Annotated in this window: 15 protein-coding genes; 9 read left to right on the top strand and 6 right to left on the bottom strand. The window is 67.3% G+C overall.

What is annotated here, in order from left to right; all coding sequences use genetic code 11:
- Window positions 1-39 precede the first annotated feature (39 nt).
- The 6 genes from GBA63_RS03870 to GBA63_RS03895 all read left to right on the top strand — a co-directional run bounded on the left by GBA63_RS03870 (window position 40) and on the right by GBA63_RS03895 (window position 6991).
- Window positions 40-912, top strand: coding sequence for a methylenetetrahydrofolate reductase (locus GBA63_RS03870; RefSeq protein ID WP_166173637.1), 873 nt, complete (start codon window positions 40-42; stop codon window positions 910-912).
- Entirely contained in the window at window positions 909-2624 is a 1716-nt protein-coding gene (locus GBA63_RS03875; protein ID WP_166173639.1) for a formate--tetrahydrofolate ligase, read from the top strand. The genes GBA63_RS03870 and GBA63_RS03875 overlap by 4 nt, the downstream gene beginning before the upstream one ends.
- Window positions 2625-2706: 82 nt before the next feature.
- Window positions 2707-4002 carry an aminomethyltransferase family protein gene (locus GBA63_RS03880; protein ID WP_166173641.1) on the top strand — a complete coding sequence of 432 codons (1296 nt, stop codon included), beginning with the start codon at window positions 2707-2709 and terminating at the stop codon, window positions 4000-4002.
- Complete coding sequence (gene solA, locus GBA63_RS03885) at window positions 3999-5252, top strand: N-methyl-L-tryptophan oxidase (protein ID WP_228282299.1); 1254 nt, start codon at window positions 3999-4001, stop codon at window positions 5250-5252. The genes GBA63_RS03880 and solA overlap by 4 nt, the downstream gene beginning before the upstream one ends.
- Before the next feature lie 55 nt (window positions 5253-5307).
- Window positions 5308-6147 carry a hypothetical protein gene (locus GBA63_RS03890; RefSeq protein ID WP_166173643.1) on the top strand — a complete coding sequence of 280 codons (840 nt, stop codon included), beginning with the start codon at window positions 5308-5310 and terminating at the stop codon, window positions 6145-6147.
- Window positions 6148-6217: 70 nt separating this feature from the next.
- Complete coding sequence (locus GBA63_RS03895) at window positions 6218-6991, top strand: IclR family transcriptional regulator (protein WP_166173645.1); 774 nt, start codon at window positions 6218-6220, stop codon at window positions 6989-6991.
- Between the two features lie 95 nt (window positions 6992-7086).
- Here the strand turns inward: GBA63_RS03895 and GBA63_RS03900 are convergent, their stop codons facing one another.
- The 5 genes from GBA63_RS03900 to GBA63_RS03920 form a co-directional block, all read right to left on the bottom strand.
- On the bottom strand, window positions 7087-8544 hold the full coding sequence (locus GBA63_RS03900) for an aldehyde dehydrogenase family protein (protein ID WP_166173647.1): 1458 nt from the start codon (window positions 8542-8544) through the stop codon (window positions 7087-7089).
- Entirely contained in the window at window positions 8544-9713 is a 1170-nt protein-coding gene (locus tag GBA63_RS03905; RefSeq protein ID WP_166173649.1) for an iron-containing alcohol dehydrogenase, read from the bottom strand. Before GBA63_RS03905 ends, GBA63_RS03900 begins: the two co-directional genes overlap by 1 nt.
- Window positions 9710-11209, bottom strand: a complete 1500-nt coding sequence (locus GBA63_RS03910; protein WP_166173651.1) for a sulfatase — start codon at window positions 11207-11209, stop codon at window positions 9710-9712. Before GBA63_RS03910 ends, GBA63_RS03905 begins: the two co-directional genes overlap by 4 nt.
- 939 nt (window positions 11210-12148) lie before the next feature.
- On the bottom strand, window positions 12149-12448 hold the full coding sequence (locus GBA63_RS03915; RefSeq protein ID WP_166173653.1) for a hypothetical protein: 300 nt from the start codon (window positions 12446-12448) through the stop codon (window positions 12149-12151).
- Between the two features lie 97 nt (window positions 12449-12545).
- On the bottom strand, window positions 12546-13349 hold the full coding sequence (locus tag GBA63_RS03920; RefSeq protein WP_166173655.1) for a FadR/GntR family transcriptional regulator: 804 nt from the start codon (window positions 13347-13349) through the stop codon (window positions 12546-12548).
- 360 nt (window positions 13350-13709) lie between these two features.
- On the opposite strand from GBA63_RS03920, the gene GBA63_RS03925 reads away from it, so the two are divergent.
- The 3 genes from GBA63_RS03925 (at window position 13710) to GBA63_RS03935 (ending at window position 16755) form a co-directional block, all read left to right on the top strand.
- Window positions 13710-15113 carry an MFS transporter gene (locus GBA63_RS03925; RefSeq protein ID WP_166173657.1) on the top strand — a complete coding sequence of 468 codons (1404 nt, stop codon included), beginning with the start codon at window positions 13710-13712 and terminating at the stop codon, window positions 15111-15113.
- Between the two features lie 89 nt (window positions 15114-15202).
- Complete coding sequence (locus GBA63_RS03930; protein ID WP_166173659.1) at window positions 15203-15949, top strand: 3-oxoacyl-ACP reductase family protein; 747 nt, start codon at window positions 15203-15205, stop codon at window positions 15947-15949.
- 38 nt (window positions 15950-15987) lie between these two features.
- Complete coding sequence (locus GBA63_RS03935) at window positions 15988-16755, top strand: SDR family NAD(P)-dependent oxidoreductase (protein WP_166173661.1); 768 nt, start codon at window positions 15988-15990, stop codon at window positions 16753-16755.
- Window positions 16756-16835: 80 nt separating this feature from the next.
- On the opposite strand, the gene GBA63_RS03940 is transcribed toward GBA63_RS03935, so the two are convergent.
- Complete coding sequence (locus GBA63_RS03940; protein ID WP_166173663.1) at window positions 16836-17522, bottom strand: class I SAM-dependent methyltransferase; 687 nt, start codon at window positions 17520-17522, stop codon at window positions 16836-16838.
- Window positions 17523-17629: the final 107 nt, after the last annotated feature.

Here is a 17629-nt window from a genome sequence, read left to right on the forward strand (position 1 = left end):
ATGGCGGGATCGCCTGGGCGACAGGTAGAGGTTCGTGTGATGCAGGACAGGAGAGGCGCGCTGGTCGGGGCGCTGCGGAGGCCGAGGTACGAGGTGATCCCGCTCCCCGGTATCGAGGACGGGGTCGTCGAGCACGTCCCGAAGCACATCAAGATCACGGTGACGGCCTCGCCCAGGAAGGGCCTCGAACCCACCCTGGACCTTGCCGGGCGACTCTCTGCGGAGGGTTTCGCGGTCGCCCCTCACCTCTCGGCGCGGCTCATCCGGGACGGGGCGGAGCTGGGCGAGATCCTCGCCCGGCTGCGCGAGGTGGGCGTTCGGGACGTCTTCGTGGTGGCCGGCGACGCGCCCGAGCCCGCCGGCGAGTTCGAGGGATCCGGCGCGCTGCTCCGGGCGATGGACGAGATCGGGCACGGTCTCGATGAGGTGGGCATCACCGGATACCCGGAGAGCCATCCGCTTATCAGCGACGAGGTCACCATACAGGCCATGTTCCAGAAGGAGCCCCACGCGACCTACATCGCCAGCCAGATCTGCTTCGATACGAGGATCATCAACGAATGGGTCTTGCGGGTGCGCCGGCGGGGTGTCGGGCTCCCGATCTACGTCGGGATGCCAGGCGCCGTGAGCATGACGAAGCTCGTGCGGATCTCGTCGAAGATAGGCCTCGGCGAGTCGGCCCGCTTCCTGCAGAAGTACGGCAACTGGTTCTGGCGGATGTTTATGCCGGGCGGCTACAGCCCGGACGCCCTGGTCGAGGGCGTCTCTCTGGACCACCCGGAACTCAAGGTGCGCGGTTTCCACGTCTACACGTTCAACGAGGTGGAACAGACCGAGGCGTGGCGACGCGGGGCGCTGGAACGATTCGGGGCGACGCCCCGCGAGGAGAGACACGAGGAGTCCACCGTATGACCTTCCCGACAAAAGAGTTTCCGAACGACCTCGAGATCGCCCGCCGGTCGAAGCTGAGGCCGCTGCCCGAGGTAGCCGGGACCATGGGCATAGGCCCGCACTTGCTGGAGCCCTACGGCGACGCCGTGGCGAAGGTGAAGCTCGAAGCCATCGAGGAACTCTCGGACCGGCCGAGGGCGAAATACGTGGTGGTCTCCGCCATAACGCCGACGCCGCTCGGGGAGGGAAAGACGACGACGACGGTGGGCCTGGGGCAGGCTTTCTCCCACCTCGGGAAGACGGCGACGGTCGCGGTGCGCCAGCCGGCGATGGGGCCGACGTTCGGCATAAAGGGGGGCGCCGCGGGCGGCGGCTACAGTCAGGTCGTGCCGATGGAGATGCTCAACCTCCACCTGACCGGGGACACGCACGCGGTCACGTCGGCCCACAACCTGCTCTCGGCCATGATAGACAACCACGTCCACCAGAACGACGACTTTTTCCACGTGGACCGGCACAGCATCACCTGGCGGCGGGTCCTCGACGTCAACGACCGCGCCCTGCGCAACATCATCGTCGGCCTCGGACCGCGAACGGACGGTATCCCGCGCGAGACCGGCTTCGACATCACGGCCGCCTCGGAGGTCATGGCGATCCTCGCGCTCTCCACCTCCTTGCGGGATCTGAGGGAGAGGCTCGGCCGCATCGTGATCGGGAACACCGTGGACGGCGAGCCGATAACGGCAGAAGACCTGAAGGCCGCCGGCGCCATGGCGGTGATGCTGAAGGAGGCGATAAAGCCGAACCTGATGCAGACGCTGGAGAACACGCCGGTGCTGGTCCACGCCGGCCCCTTCGGCAACATCGCCACGGGCAACTCCTCCATCGTGGCGGACAGGATCGGCATAAGGGGTGGGGATTACCTGATCACCGAAGCGGGCTTTGGCGCGGACATGGGCGCCGAGCGTTTCTTCAACATCAAGTGCCGCTACTCGGGGCTCAAGGCCGACGCGGCGGTGCTGGTGGCCACCGTGCGCGCCCTCAAGGCCCACTCCGGCAGGTTCGAGGTCGTCGCCGGACGTCCGCTGCCCCCCGAGCTGCTGGAGGAGAACCCCGACGACGTGTTCGCCGGGGCTGACAACCTGAGAAAGCAGATCGAGAACATAAGGCTGCACGGCGTCTCGCCCGTCGTGGCGATCAACGCCTTCCCGACCGACCACGACTCCGAGCACGCCGCCATTCGCGAGATCGCCGAGGAGACCGGGGCGCGCGTCGCCGTCGCCAACCATTTCTCCGAGGGCGGTGCCGGCGCGACCGACCTGGCCGAAGCCGTCGCCGAAGCCTCCGAAGAGCCCACCGAGTTCGGCTTCCTCTACCCCGAGGAGGCGAGCCTCAGGGAGAAGATAGAGACCATAGCCACGAAGGTCTACGGGGCCGACGGCGTGGCCTACGACATGAAGGCCTCCCAGCAGCTCGACTCCTACGAGAAGAACGGTTTCGGGAACCTGCCCGTGTGCATGGCGAAGACGCACCTCTCCATCTCCTCGGACCCGACGCTCCTCGGGGCGCCGAAAGGTTGGACGCTCCCGGTGCGGGAGGTGCGCGCCTCCGTGGGCGCCGGCTTTATCTACCCGCTGTGCGGAGAGATGAGGACCATGCCGGGCCTGAGCGCAACGCCGGCCGCCACGCGCATAGACATAGACGAGAACGGCGAGATCGTGGGCCTCTCGTGATGGAAGACGGCAAGGCAAGTTTTGTTGTGAAAGACGGTACTATCTCTGTCGATGCTTCCGCGGGGAGCGAAAGGACCTTCCGATGACCGAGAGAAGAACGCCGCTGTACGACTTCCACCTCCGTTCGGCGAGGAACGTGGTCAGGGGGGGCGGGGGCTTTATGTTCCCGGCCTCGTACACCTCGCCCGTCGAGGAGCACCTCAACGTGCGCCGCAACGTCGGGATGCAGGACCTCTCGACGATGGGGGAGGTGGACATAAAGGGGCCAGGGGCCGAGAGGCTCGTCAGGCGCCTGCTCGTCAACGAGGTCCAGGACATGGAGCCGGGGCAGTTGCGCTACTCGACGATGTGCAACGAGCGGGGCGGCATCGTCGACGACGTGACCGTATACAAGTTCGACGACGAGCACTTCATGATCGTCGCCAGCTCGGGGCCGCGCCTCAAGACCTTTCGTTGGATCTCCGACCACGCCAGGGGCGCGAGCGCCTACGCGACCGACGTGACCGCGGCGGTGGCCCTCCCGGTCGTCCAGGGTCCGCGCTCCCGGGGTTTCCTCAAGAGCCTCGTGGACGACGTGGACCTCGACGGGCTCCGCTTCTTCCGCTTCGCCCCGTGCCGCATCGGGGAGGTCGAGCTCCTGGTCTCCCGCTCCGGATACACGGGGGAGCTCGGCTACGAGCTATATACCCCGGCTGACCAGGCCGGGGTCCTGTGGGAATTCCTCCTGGAGAAAGGCCGCGAGTTCGACCTCAGGCCCTACGGCGTCGAGGCGATGCAGTCCTTGCGCATCGAGAAGAGCCTGCCGCTCTACGGCCCCGACATAAGCGAGGACGACACCCCGTTCCACGTGGGTCTCTCGCGCTGGATCCGCTTCGGCAAGCGCGACTTCGTCGGACGCGAGGCCCTGCTGCGCCTCCAGGAGAGGGGCCTTGAGAGGCGCTGGGTCGGCCTGACCCTGGAGAGCGCGGTGCCGGCCGCGTCGGGCGCGAAAGTCCACGGCGTCGGCGACGTGGCGACGTTTCGCGAGATGATAGAGACGGGAGCCGAGGCCGGCGAGTACGAGGATGCCGTCATGCCCGGGGAGAGGCAGGTCGGGCGCGTGACCTCCAGCGCCATGGGCCACACCGTCGGCCGGATGCTCGCGATGGCCTACGTGGACACGGCCCACTCCTGGCCCGGCAACAACCTCATCGTCGAGGTAAACGGCCGCCCCGTACCCGCCAAAGTCTCCCCGACGCCCTTCTTCGACCCGGAGAACGCCCGCGTCCGCTCGGGGCCCACGGAAGACGGGCACCGGCCCGGGCCAGCGTCGCGCGCGGTGGCGGGCACCCGTCCGGGCGCGCCCGGGCGGTCGACCAACGGGGGCCCCGGCTCGTGAGCGTCACCTACTCCGGCCGCTACGACGCCATCGTCGTCGGCGTGGGGGGGATGGGGAGCGCCGCGTGCTACTACCTCGCCCGGCGCGGCAGGCGGGTGCTGGGTCTCGAGCGTTTCGGCATCCCGCACTCGATGGGGTCCTCGCACGGCCACACCCGCATAATCCGGCTGGCCTACTACGAGCACCCTTCCTACGTGTTGCTCCTCAAGCGGGCCTACGAGCTGTGGCGCGAGATCCAACTAACGTCCGGCGAGCGTCTCCTGCACATCACGGGGTCCGTTGACGCGGGCCCCGAGGACTCCTGGGTCTTCAAGGGCTCGTGGGAGTCCTGCAAGCTGCACGACCTTCCCCACGAGGTCGTCACCGGCGCCGAGCTGCACCGCCGCCACCCCGGATACCGCCTGCCCCCGACCCACCTCGCGCTCGTTCAACCCGAGGGCGGCTTCCTCACGCCCGAGAAGTGCATAGTCTCCTACGTGACGGGCGCGCAGGCGCACGGGGCCGAGATCCACGCCCGCGAGAGGGTCCTCGAGTGGGAGCCGCTGGAGGGCGGGGTGCGGGTTCGCACGGACCGCGGCGCCTACGAGGCGGAGAAGCTCATCGTCACCGCCGGCGCCTGGGACGGCGAGCTTCTCGACGTGCTCGACGGCCTCGCCGTCCCCGAGAGGCAGGTCCTGGCCTGGCTCCAGCCCACCCGCCCCGAACGCTTCCGGCCCGGCGACTTCCCCGTCTTCAACCTGCTCGTTGACGAGGGACGCTTCTACGGCTTCCCGGTCTTCGGCGTCCCCGGCTTCAAGTTCGGGAAGTACCACCACCTCGAAGAGGTCGTAGATCCCGAGACACTCGACCGCGAGACCCACGACTACGACGAACGGTTGCTGCGGGATTTCGCCGAGCGCTACTTTCCCGACGGCTGCGGGCCGACGATGGACCTGCAAACCTGCATGTTCACCAACACGCCCGACAACCACTTCGTCATCGACCTGCACCCGGACTACGAGCAGGTCTCGTTCGCCTCGCCCTGCTCGGGGCACGGCTACAAGTTCGCCAGCGTGATAGGCGAGATCATGGCCGACCTGGCCGAGACCGGTATGACGCGCCACGACATAAGCCTCTTCGGCCTGGATCGCCTGCGACGCCCCTCCCGGAGGCGTCCCTCACCGGCCGGAGGCGTCGACGGGCGGGCCCGGGAGCAGAACGGTCGTTCCCAATATTTTTCGCGGGTGCCCGACGTGAGGCCGTTCTGGTAGACCAGCTTGCGGAGGGTCGAGGAAGCGGACCTATGAGCTTGAGAGAGGGGACCTTGTGTCGATCCTGAGGGTAGTCTCGGGCGCGCTCGAGGACGGTGCGCGGCGCGAGTCGGTCTACGGTGGTGACCTGCTCGTCTTCAAGAAGGTGCCCCCGATGGAAGAGTTCTGCGCGTTGACGGATGCCCTGATCCGGGAAGTCTTCCAGACCGGGGACCCGGTGAGGGCGCAGTCGGAGTTCGACCGGGACGAGTACCTTTCCAGGGTAGAGACGCTCCAGAAGCGGTTCCGGAAGGACGGCGCGGCCAGGGAACTCTTCCTCGCGGCGCTCGGGCACGTCGGGGTGGAACTGGGGCGAACCTTCGGGGACTGGTTGCACCTGCGCGTTTCGCCCCACGGCGAGGAGCACGCCGGCCGCCGAACCGCCAAGTTGGGCTTCCACCGCGACACCTGGTCTTCCAACGTATACGCGCAGACCAACTGGTGGGCCCCGATCTACCCGATTACCGCGGGACGCACCATAGCTTTCTACGGGGAGTACTGGGACAGGCCCCTCGAGAACACCAGCGGAGGGTGGGATCTTGAGGAGATCAGGGCCGGCAGGTCGGGCGCCCCCGTGGTGCCCGGGCCTACCGAAACCGTGGACACCGCCTCAGAGCTGCGGCCGGTGATCGAGCCCGGGGACCTCCTGTGCTTCTCGGGGGCGCACTTGCACGCCAGCGTCCCGAACTCTACGGGCGTCGCCCGGTTCAGCGTCGAGTTGCGCACGGTCGATGCCGGGGACGCGGCGGCCGGTCGCGGCGCGCCCAACGTGGACGGCGAGGCCCCCCGCGTGGCCTGGGACTGGTTTCGCCACGTGGACGACGGCACGCTCCTACCCGCGGCGGCCGGGAGATGAGGCCCTCTCTCGGACTCGTCTCCCTGGTGGGGCGGGTTCGGCCGCGCGGCGGGGTGTAGAATACGCCGTCATGGAGACAGTGAAGCGCAGAAACGCTTTCGTCCAGTCTGTCGACCGGGCGATTACCGTTCTGGAGCTCCTGTCGCGGCGGGGGTGGTCCGGCGTGACGGAGGTGGCCAACGAGCTAAAGATCCACAAGTCGACCGCCTACCGGTTGCTCACCACGCTGAGAGACCGGGGTCTGGTGGAGCAGGACGCCGCGACCGAGAAGTACAGGCTCGGTTTCGGTCTCGTCGCGCTCGCCAGCTCGGTTACGGCGGACCTGGACGTCGCGCGCTGTTCCCGACCGGTTTGCGACCGCCTGGCCGAACAGACGCGGGAGACGGTCACCGTCGCCGTCCTGGAGGGCGACGACGGCATCATCCTCCACCAGAGCAACTCGGGTTCTTCCGCCTTGAGCGTGAGCTGGGAGGGCCAGCACACGCCGCTGCACGCCACGGCGGCGGGCAAAATCTTCCTGCACTACATGCCCGAAGACCAGCGGCGTCGCCTGTCCAGAAAGCCGCTGCAGCGCTACACCGGGAGCACCATCGTGGAACCAGCCGCCCTCAAGGAAGAGCTACGCGCCAGCAGGGACAGGGGCTACTGGCACACCGTCGAGGAACTGGAGGACGGTCTCAACGCGGTTGCCGCGCCGATCCGTTGCGCCCAGGGTGCGGTCGTGGCCGCGGTGAGCGTGTCGGGGCCTGCGTTCCGGCTACCGGAGGAGTCGTTCGACGAGGTTGGCGGGCTCACCGTCGAGGCCGCGGCGGAGATCTCGCGCTGTCTCGGATTCCGCGTTTAGAGCTTTCAGCCGTCAGCGATCAGCATTCAGCAAAATAGCTGACAGCTGACAGCGGAGGCCTGCGGAGCAGGCCGCAGCGGGCCGAAGGCTGACGGCTACCCCACGTTCATTATGACGGTCTTGAACTCGGTGAAGGTCTCCATCGGGTAGCGGCCACCTACGCGTCCCACGCCGGATTTCGAGCCTGCTCGCCCGCCGAAGGGGAGGTGGCTCTCCCAGTGGTTGGAGGAGGCGTTGATGTTGACCCAGCCGGTCCGCACCGCCTCGGCGAAGCGCAGGCCCCTCGCCAGGTCCCGGGTAAAGACCGCTGAGAGCAGGCCGTAAGGCGAGGAGTTGACGGATCTGATCGCCTCCTGCTCGTCGTGGATAACGGTCGCGGGGATTATGGGGCCGAAGGTCTCTTCCCTGGAGACCCGCATCTCGCCGGTGACCTTGCCGAGCACGGTCGGACGGTAGTAGAGGTCCGTTGGGTAGCCCTCGGCGCGGGAGCCGCCGGAGATCAACTCCGCGCCGCGCTCGAGCGCGTCGGAGATATGCCGGTCCATCTTCTCGGCCGTCGGCTCGTTGTTGAGGGGCCCGAGCGTCGTGTCCGGGGCGAAGGGGTCGCCCAGACGGACCCCGCGCTCGATGGCGAGGCCGAGCCTCTCGATAAAGTCGTCGAAGATCCCCTCGTGAACCAGGAAGCGCTCCCCGGCGGTGCAGCTCTGCCCCGCCCCGAGGAAGGCCGATGTGAGGCTCTCCTCCGCGGCGACCGCAAGGTCGGCGTCGTCCAGGATCACCATCGGCCCGTTGCCCCCCATCTCCAGGAGAAGCGCCTTCCCGGCGGCCCTCGCGGCCACCTTCTGCCCGGTCTCGATAGACCCGATAAAGGCGACGGCCTGGGTGCCGGGGTTGGCGGCCACCTCGTCGCCGACGACGGTTCCGTGGCCGGTGACCAGGTTGAAGACGCCGGGCGGGAGTTCGGCGTCCACTATGCACTCGGCGAGCTTGACCGCGCAGACCGAGGTCGTCGAGGCGGGGTTCCAGACGACGGCGTTGCCGGAGGCGAGGGCCGGGGCCAGCGCCTCGGCCGGCATGGTGTAGGGCCAGTTCCAGGGCGAGATCACGCCTACAACCCCGCGCGGGACGCGGTAGAGGAAGACCCGCTTTCCGGCATCGATCGAGGGCGGCATCGAGCCTTCGAGCCGCGTGGCGTCGGCGCTCGCCATTCGGAAGTACTCGATCAGCTCGTCCACCTCGTCGTAGGATTCGGCCGCCAGCGGCTTGCCCTGATCCAGGGTCAACGTCTCCGCCAGGTCGTCGCGGCGCTCCTCGATGGTCCGCGCGATCCGGGCCATCGCCGCGGCGCGCTCGAACGCGGAGAGGGCGGCCCATTCCGGCCAGGCCCGGTTCGCCGCGGCTATCGCCCGGCGGACGTCCCCGCGGGTCCCTTCTGGTACGCTCCCGATCCGCTCGCCGGTCGCCGGGCTCGTGGCCTCTATGCGGGCTTCGGACTCGCCGCCGGCCCACCCGCCGGCGACGTACATCGCGTAGTCTTTGGTCTGCGTGTACATCACTTCCCCCTCGCGAAGGCGTTGCGGTAGATCTCCTCGTAGTCGGCGACCGTGACCTCGCGGGGGTTGCCGATCGTCTGCGGGTCCTCGTGGGCGATCCGGGCGAGCATGGGGATCTCGTCTTCCGAGAAGCCCAGCTCTTCCATCGTCGGGATGCCCACGTCCTCGGTCAGGCGGTAGAGCTCCTCGATACCCGCCCGCGCGGCCTCCAGCGGGTCGAGTCTCCTGGTGTCCGCGCCCATGGCGAGCGCGATGCGCGCGTAGCGCCCGGGGTCGGCCGGGGCGTTGTACTCGCACACCGGGCCGAGGACGCGGGCCGTCAGGGCGCCGTGGGGGCAGTCGTGGACGCCCCCCGCCGACTGGCTCATGGCGTGGGCGGCCCCCGCGCTCTCCGTGCCGTAGGCCATCCCTCCGAACGTGGCCGCGTGCGCCATGAACGTGCGGGCCTCCATGTTCGAGCCGTCCTCGCAGGCTGCCCGCAGCCACCGCGCCACGTACTCGATGGCGGTCAGGGCGAAGGAGTCGGTGAAGGGCTGGTGGTAGTCGCAGGTGTAGCACTCGATCCCGTGCGAGAGCGCGTCCATCCCCGTAGCCGCCGTGATGGCGGTCGGCAGGCCCGCCATCAGGGCCGGGTCCACGAGCGCCACGTGGGCGCCGATCAGGGCCGTGCCGCCGACGTTGAACTTGATCTTGCGTTCGTGGTCGGTAATGACGGCCCACAGCGTGACCTCGCTGCCGGTCCCGGCGGTCGTCGGCACGGTCACGAGCGGCGGCACGCGCCGCGTGATGGGCTTCCCGCCGTCCTCGTAATCCAGGATCGACCCGCCGCCCGTGACCTCGATCCCGACCCCCTTGGCCGTGTCCATCGAGCTGCCGCCGCCTAAGGCCACGAGCCCGTCGCAGCCCTCGTTCCGGTAGACCTCGCGCGCCCGTCCGATCAGTTCCACGTCGGGGTTCGGCCTGACCCCGTCGAAGACTACGGCGTCCGTGAGGCGCCCGACGGCCTTCTCCGCAAGACCGGCGGCGGCCACGCCCGCGTCGGTTACGAGCAACGGGCGCCTCACGCCCAACTCCTCCACGATCCCGCCCAGCCTGCCGATGGCCCCCTGTCCGTGCACGATGCGGGTCGGGACCTCGACGGTGCGTATGGTCTCTACTTGGACGCTCATACGGCCTCCTCGCTTGCGTTGTGCATCCGGCGCTGTTCGTTGTCGGCCAACTTCGGGCCGGAACCCCGCGTGAAGTCCGGCGCGAACCTCTTTAGGGCGAGGCGGCGGGGGGCCAGGTAAAGCTCCGGCGTTCCCTGCCGCTCCAGGAACGAGAGCGCCCGCTCTCCCAGCCCGGCGCCCTCCTCGATGCCGGACTCCCACACGTTCGACTGCTCTCCGGGGTCGCTAACGAGGTCGTAGAGCTCGGGCATGTAGGCGGGGCCGCCGAGGATGAGGGACCGCTCGCGGGTGGTCACGGTCATGGGCATGTAGCTCGCGATGCGCCGGGGCCGGGAATCTACCGCGGTGGTGAACTCGCCCGCCGCCATGTAAAGCGGCCACGAGCTGACGACGAAAGGCCGGTGCTCGTCCCTATCTCCGACCAGAACGTCCCCGAACGACTCTCCCTGCATGGAAGGGGGACGCCTGACGCCCGCGAGGTCGAGGACCGTGGGCGCGAGGTCGGGCGCGGTCGTCAACGCCGACCGGCGGCCGGGCTCCAGTCCGGGAGCGCGGACCATCAGGGGTACGTTCGTCAGCTCCTTGTAGAGGGGCGACCATCCTACGGTGAGCAGCCACGACTCGGGTAACCAGTCAGGGACTACCGAGTCCTCGGCCAGGACGGCGTTCTGGTCGTTGATCCACTCTGCCTTGCCGAAGTAGCCGTGCTCGCCGAAGTAGAAGCCGTGGTCTGAGGTGAAGACGACTATGGTGTCGTCCGTGAGGTTCAGGGCGTCGAGCTTGCCCAGGAACCTCCCGATCCAGAAGTCCACCATCGTCACCTCCCCGCAGTACGTCGCGTGCGCCAGCCCCACGTCGTCCTCGGTGAGGCCGGCCTCCCGCCAGTCGCCGTAGGCCGGGTAGATCTGGGTCCCGTCGTAACCCTTCCTATACTGCTCGGTGTAGTAGTCGGGGGCGTCCCAGGGCTCGTGCGGGTCCCAGGTGTCGACGTACAGAAAGAAGGGCCCGTCGTCGCGGTGGCGCTCCAGCCACCTCTCGGCCTCGGTCATGGTGCGGGCCACGAGCCTGTCCTCTTCCCTGGTCCACGTCGAGCGGGCGTCGGAGCGCTCCTGGGGCCTGGTGTCGTCGCCCTGGCCCCTGACCCAGATGAAGTCGTCGAAGCCCCTGTCGTAGCCGAAGCCGTTCCTTATGTAGAAGGGCGTGTCGACGACCCCCATCGTCGCGTAGCCGGCCCTCGACATGACCTCGGGCAGGGTCGTCAGGTGCCCGGGCAAGGGCTCCCAGCCCATGTGGGTGTACGAAAAAGTCCCGGTAAGGATGTCGGCCCGCGCCGGCATGGTCGGGAAAGACGACACCACGTGGTGGTCGAAGACCGCCGACTGGCGGGCGAACGCGTCGAGGTTGGGCGTATGAATAGCGGTGTTTCCGTATGCTCCTAGATGGTCTCGACGGAAGGTGTCCGAGACGATGACCACGACGTTGGGCCGGGTCGACATTTAATACCTCCTGCGTAAGGCGCGGCTCTAGCGGTTACCGGTGCAGGAGGGGCGGCGCGCGTCGGCCGGCCAGGTACTGGTTGCCTTCCAGCTGGCCTTTCCTGGCAAAAGCTCCGTAAGACCACCAGTTCAACCGATTCCGGGACTCAAAATCGTCCGATTCACCGATCAAATAGGGTGTGAGCCGCGAAGATCCAGGAAGGCCGCGAAGCTTCACCTTCCGGCCGCCGAAAAAGTCGAGGAGGCCGCGACGCCGACGATGAAATACGCCCGAAAGTCCCGAAGGCCGTAAGGCCGCGCCTCCGATCCTCGTGTTGCGTATAGCGCTCGCGGTTGTCATACAAGGAACGATTACCACTTTGTGGTAATCGTGTCAAGGACGGCGTAGAGATTGATTCTATTCGGAGGTGCTCTTGCTGTCGGGGTGGGCCCTGGCCGGTACTTGATGAACTCTATTGGCCGTCGTTTCGTGTCAAATTTCCAAAGCCCGCGGCCCCGGCACGCGGTTCCGCTCGGTCGACGTCCCGGTCCTTGCCCCTGGCCTTGATCGGGGCCCCGGTCGTCCTGTATGTCGGCTGGAACCGGAAGGCTGATAGAACTTGCCGGCCGTTGCCTTGGGATCGGGATGGGGACCTTCGGGGCTCCGGTCCTCTCTGTTCCGGTAGTATTCGGACAGCGAGTCTCGTGAGGAGACGTTCCAGAGCGGGGAGGCGGCCGTGCGAAGCAACAAGGTTACGATCATCTGGGGGATCCTGACCCTGGTCTCGCTGGTGGTCGTCCTGGTCCTGATGCTTCTGGGCGTCGTTAGCCTGTAGATCCAGGGATCTCACCGCCGCGATGGCTGACGGGGCCGGACCACCCGAAGCGGACCTACGCCAGGGACCTGCCGCCCCGAAGACGGGCGGCGTGAGTCCCCGGGTCCGGCGGCCCCTTGCGGCCTTACCTGGCCTTACCGCTCCCATCCTCGCCCGTAGGATCGGCCGGCGCGTAGGACGCGTTCTCCAAGCCGAAACTGAAGATGTGGGCGCGAGCCGGGCCCCCGAGTTCGCCGGCTTCCCGCCCGTCGGTACCGGCTGTCGCGACGACTTCGGCCCAGGGCTCCGCGAAGACCGCGCCGATGCCGGCCATGGCGAAGACCGCGACGAGCGAGACGCAGCCGGCCATGCACAGCAACCCCGCGCTCGTGGACGTGCCCCTGCGCCTGTGACGGTCGATGTCCAGTATCCCAAAGGTCCACAAGGCCAATATCGCGAAGGTGAGCGAGGGCCACAAGGCGTAATGCAGAACCGAAGTCGCCAGGGCGCCTATCCTAACTCACCTCCTCGACGGGCTGCTTTCAGGACGCCCCGGGCCGGAAACCGTCTGGGGGAACGTCTGTAGAGGCGTACCCGGCTCTCTGGGCGGGAAGGTCTTCCGCGCTCCTGGGCACCGCGTGCCGGTAGACCTCGTACGCCATCCGTAGGTGTTCCTCCATCCGGGCCCTCGCCAACTTCTCGTCGCGGTCGAGTATGGCCTCGTAGACCAGGCGGTGCTGATCCTGGGATACCTGCTTGGATTTGGACGGCAGGACGTAGCGTTCGGCGAGCGTCCTGAGCGTCAGGTGGATGGAGAGCATGAACAGGCTGAGCAGCCTGTTCCCTGAGGCGTCAGCGATGGCCCTGTGGAACGTTATGTCGGGGAAGTAATCGTCGAACTCTCTGTACTCGTCGCTCTCGATGGTCCCCCACATCGTCGCGAGGTCCCCCTCCGTTCGCCGGACGGCGGCCAGCCCGACCGCCCGCGTCTCTATGGCCTCCCGCGCCGCCCACAACTCTTCGAGGCTCAACTCGTCCACGTCGAGCAGCAGCGTTATGGAGTCCTTGAGGCTGTCCGCCACCCCCACCCCGCTGAACGCCCTGACGAACGTGCCGCCCGTCGGTCCCGTCGAGCTCTCCAGCAGGTTGAGCGCCTCCAGCACCTTGAGGGCCTCCCGGACCGTCGGCCGGCTGACCCCGAGGCTCCGGGCCAACTCGGTCTCCGGTGGCAGCCTGTCTCCGGGACGCAGCTCGCCGGACGAGATGGCGCCCCTGATGTGCATGATTATCTGCTGGTAAGTCTTGGGACTCTTGCGCGTCTCCTCCGAACCAGCCGCTGTGCCCATGTCACCGCTCCTTCGAGATAGCCTTGAAAAGGAATTCTAAGGCCATTTTCCATCTCGTGTCGGAACTTCCGTTTCATTGTCCGCGGATCTTCCGTCCCCATCTCTCCCCTCGCGCGGACCACACACCGCATCAGGCGACGACGAGCTCCCGATCAACGCCGATCCCAGAGGCCCGAAAAAGATCCGCGAAGGACGTTCGCGCGTCCCGACGAAGCCCGGGTGATCGGGGCCAAGGGCTTTTGTTTGACAAATTAGCGTGGTTTGGCTATCTTGCCGTTTGGGTGTCTGGTGCGGTGGCGTGAATAGCGCGTAGCGTCGGGCCACCGGATGGTGAGGGACTAGAAAAGGAGGACCGCGAGTATGGTTGACCGACCAGGCCGTGGGGGTGGGGACACTGCCGGAAACTCAGGTAGGGTGCCCGCCGACGCCCCGGCGATCGACACCAACATCACCAACAAGACCCTGATCTACTCTTCGGTCGTCTGCTTTCTGGCGTGGGTCTTCTCCGTCTACGACTACACGTTGTTCGGGGCGTTGCTTCCGGTCATCTCCGAGGAGTTCGGGTGGTCGACCTCGTTCGGCACCTTTATTGTTACTCTTGTAGCTATAGGGACCATCCTTGTGGCGTTGGCGGTTGGGCCGATGCTCGACTACCTGGGCAGGAAGCCGTCTCTAGTAATCGCCACCGTCGGCGCGGCCATAAGCTCCGGCCTCACGGCCCTGGCGCCCGCGAGCATCGCGGGGGCCTACATGACCGTAGTGAGGACCTTCTCCGGCCTCGGGTATTCCGAGCAGGCCGTAAACGCGACGTACCTAAACGAGATGTACGGCAACCACCCTCGGCGGGGGTTCATCTACAGCCTGGTGCAGGGTGGGTGGCCGATCGGGGTTTTGCTTGGGGCCGCGCTGTCCGCCGTGTTGTTGCCCGCCATCGGGTGGCGCAACACCTTTCTCGTGGCCACCTTCCCGGCGATCGTGATCGCCGTCCTCGCCATCAAGCTTCGGGAATCCCCGAAGTTCCAGGCCATGAAGTACGTCAAGAAGTTGGAAAGGGAGGGGCGTCACGAGGAGGCCGTCGAGTTCGGGCGGGGCTTCGACATAGACGTCCACCACTCCGAAGAGTCGACCTTCAAGCAGCTCTTCGAGCCCGACCTCAGGAAGCACACCATCTTTATAAGCCTGGCCATGCTCTGCAACTGGGTCGGCATCCAGGTCTTCGCCGTGCTCGGCACCACCGTGCTCACGGAGGGCAAGGGCGTTGAGTTCTCTAGCTCCCTGATCATACTCGTCATCTCCAACGCGGCGGCGTACATCGGCTACCTCTGCCACGGGTTCGTCGGGGACCGCCTCGGGCGGCGCCTGACCATCGCGGGCGGCTGGCTGATCTCGTCCCTGGCCTACACCCTCATGCTGTTCGGGCCGGATTCGACAGCCTTCGTGCTCACGATGTACACCGTCGGCCTCTTCTTCATAATCGGCCCCTACGCGGCGCTCCTGTTCTTCATGGGCGAGTCGTTCCCGACCCGGGTGCGCGGCACGGGTTCCTCGTTCGTCAACGCCATGGGCCCGGCCGGCGCGATCGTCGGGTCTGCCCTGTTCAGCCTGTTCACCGGCCTGGGCCTGAGCGTGGTGCTCACGGCTTTTCTTGCCGGCGCCGTCGCGACGTTCCTCTCTGCCTTCCTCATGCTTGGCACCCGCGACGTGAAGGGCCCGCATCAGTCCGAGGTGACGGATGCGGATTCCACGGTGGCCCGGGTGACGTGATCGGCGCCACCGGCACCAGATAGGGGAGCGGGGTGGGCCAAAGTCGGCCCACCCCGCCGTAGTTGAGGACCCAGCAAAGGAGGTGGGTAATGGCGCTCGAACGCTCCCGGGTCGCCCTGATCACGGGCGCGGGCAGCGGTATAGGCCGCGCCATCGCCGAGAAGCTGGCGAAGGACGGGGAGCGCGTCGTCGTCAACGACCTTAAGGACGCCAGCGCAGAGGAGGTCGTGGCCGGGATAGAGGAAGCCGGGGGGGAGGCCACGAGCGCCCCCGGTGACGTCTCGGACTCGGAGGCCGTGGGCAGGATCGTGGAGAGGGCGCGGGAGGCGTTCGGGCCGGTCGAGATCCTGGTCAACAACGCCGGCTACGGCCAGCAGAAGCTGTTCGTTGACCTGACCGTAGAAGACTTCGACCGCATGATCGGCGTCCATTTGCGCGGGACGTTCTTGTGCACCAGCGCCGTGCTGCCCGAGATGCTCTCGGGGGGCGGGGGCGTGATCGTCAACGTCGCCTCGCAGCTCGGCCAGATCGGGGGTGTGGAGCTCTGCCACTATAGTGCTGCGAAGGCCGGCATCATCGGCCTGACGAAGTCGCTGGCGCGCGAGGTCTCGGCGCGGGGTGTCAGGGTAAACGCGGTGGCGCCGGGCCCGATCAACACGGACCTCGTCCTCGGCCTCTCCGAGGAGTGGCGCCACAACAAGGCGGCGGAGCTCCCCCTGGGGCGCTTCGGAGAGCCCTGGGAGGTCGCCGAGACCGTCTCCTTCCTCGCCTCCGACGGGGCCGCGCTCTACGTGGGGCAGACGCTCGGCCCCAACTCCGGGGACGTGATGCTGTGAGGGCCAGAGGAAGATCCGTTTAGAGGAGCGAGGTTCGTGTGGAGAACTCGGGGAGAGAGACGGTCCTGATCACAGGCTCCGGCATCGGTATCGGCGCGGCCACGGCCCGCGCCTTCGCCGGCGCGGGCTACCGGGTGATCGTTACCGACGTGCTCGACGGCGAGGGACAGAGGTTGGCCCAGGAGATCGCGGAAGGGGGCGGCGAGGCCGAGTACCACCACCTCGACGTGACGAGCACCGGGGAGGTCGAGCGCGTCGTCTCCGGGGCCGAGGAGCGCTACGGGCCGCTCGGTTGCGTGGTGGCGAACGCCGGTATCGCCCACAAGGTGCCCCTCGCCGAGCTCACCGACGAGAAGTGGGACCACACCCACGAGATCGACCTCAAGGGCGTCATGCGGGTCTGCCGGGCGGCGGCCCCGGCCATGCGGGAGGCGGGCAGGGGGAGCATGATCGCGGTCTCCTCCATCATGGGCGTCGCCTACGGGTGGGACGAGCACGTCCAGTACTCGGCCGCCAAGGCCGGCATCGTCGGCCTGGTTCGTGGCCTCGCCGTGGAACTCGCCCGCGACGGGATAAAGGTCAACGGCATAGCCCCGGGCTACATTCGTACCGCCCAGGCCCTCTCCGAAAAGCACTCGCTAGGTCCCGAGGGACTGGAGAAGGCCGCCGAGTTCATACCGATGGGCAGGGTCGGAGAGCCGGAGGACGTCGCCGACGTGATCCTCTTTCTAGCCTCCGACGCCGCCCGCTACCTCACCGGCCAGGTCCTCGTGGTGGACGGCGGCCTGCTCGTGGGCAGGTACTAAAGCGGAATGCAGTGGCTACATGCCACTGCATTCCGCGCTGTCAGCTATCAGCCGTCAGCTTTCAGCCCTCTATGTGGACTTCAGGTTTTGGGTCTCAGAACGTGGGCGCGCATGGGCTGCTCGAGGGTCGTGCGGCCGTCGGCGACGCGCGCGTGGAGCCTGAAGGCGGCTTCGATCTCGGGGCGGTTCTCTGCCACCACCGGCGCGCGGGCCGGATCCACGGCGACGACGCGGGCCAGGAACTGCTCCAGGCCCTCGAACAGTTCGCGCCGCAGATAGTCCACGCGTCTTTGCTGCTCGAACGCTCCGCTCTCGACGGCCTGACGGAGAGCGTACTGCGCGGCGGTGCGAACCTCCGTCTCGTCTTCCACCGGACGCAACGCGAAGAAGAACGAGCCCTCGGCGAGGGGCTCGACGACGACTATGGGCCCCGCCGGCTCTACGACGCGGGCCGCCTCGTGGAGAGCCTGGCGCATGGCGGGCTTTGGGACGTGGTGGAAGGAGTTGAGGAAGACCGCGCCGTCAAAAGAGTCGTCCGCGAAAGGGAGCGACTCCGCGCCGGCCACGTGAAACGTCCCCCCGGGTACCGCCTCACGCGCGAGCGCCAGCGCTTGTGCGTTGGGGTCTACCCCGCCAACGTGCGCCCCCCGGTCCGACAACAAACGCGCCAGGGCGCCGGAGCCGCAGCCGATGTCCAGGAGCCGCTTACCCGCCAGCGGCTCGAACGCCTCCACGATAATGGACGTAGCATCGGTCTCCGGCGGCAATCCATCCTCCCTAATAGTCGTCCCGGTCACGAGGCCCGACGGACACGTGACGCGGGGGCTCCACGCCCGACGGAGGTGTCACCGACAGTCAGATCAAACCTGATACC

Source organism: Rubrobacter tropicus, assembly GCF_011492945.1.
Classification (GTDB): domain Bacteria; phylum Actinomycetota; class Rubrobacteria; order Rubrobacterales; family Rubrobacteraceae; genus Rubrobacter_D; species Rubrobacter_D tropicus.

What these genes read in the sequence shown, in the direction of transcription:
- GBA63_RS03870 (WP_166173637.1), top strand. Translation starts at nt 40, where the DNA reads ATGCAGGACAGGAGAGGCGCGCTGGTCGGGGCGCTGCGGAGGCCGAGG.
- GBA63_RS03895 (WP_166173645.1), top strand. Translation starts at nt 6,218, where the DNA reads ATGGAGACAGTGAAGCGCAGAAACGCTTTCGTCCAGTCTGTCGACCGG.
- GBA63_RS03910 (WP_166173651.1), bottom strand. Translation starts at nt 11,209, where the DNA reads ATGTCGACCCGGCCCAACGTCGTGGTCATCGTCTCGGACACCTTCCGT.
- GBA63_RS03920 (WP_166173655.1), bottom strand. Translation starts at nt 13,349, where the DNA reads ATGGGCACAGCGGCTGGTTCGGAGGAGACGCGCAAGAGTCCCAAGACT.
- GBA63_RS03925 (WP_166173657.1), top strand. Translation starts at nt 13,710, where the DNA reads ATGGTTGACCGACCAGGCCGTGGGGGTGGGGACACTGCCGGAAACTCA.
- GBA63_RS03930 (WP_166173659.1), top strand. Translation starts at nt 15,203, where the DNA reads ATGGCGCTCGAACGCTCCCGGGTCGCCCTGATCACGGGCGCGGGCAGC.
- GBA63_RS03875 (WP_166173639.1), top strand. Translation starts at nt 909, where the DNA reads ATGACCTTCCCGACAAAAGAGTTTCCGAACGACCTCGAGATCGCCCGC.
- GBA63_RS03900 (WP_166173647.1), bottom strand. Translation starts at nt 8,544, where the DNA reads ATGTACACGCAGACCAAAGACTACGCGATGTACGTCGCCGGCGGGTGG.
- GBA63_RS03880 (WP_166173641.1), top strand. Translation starts at nt 2,707, where the DNA reads ATGACCGAGAGAAGAACGCCGCTGTACGACTTCCACCTCCGTTCGGCG.
- GBA63_RS03905 (WP_166173649.1), bottom strand. Translation starts at nt 9,713, where the DNA reads ATGAGCGTCCAAGTAGAGACCATACGCACCGTCGAGGTCCCGACCCGC.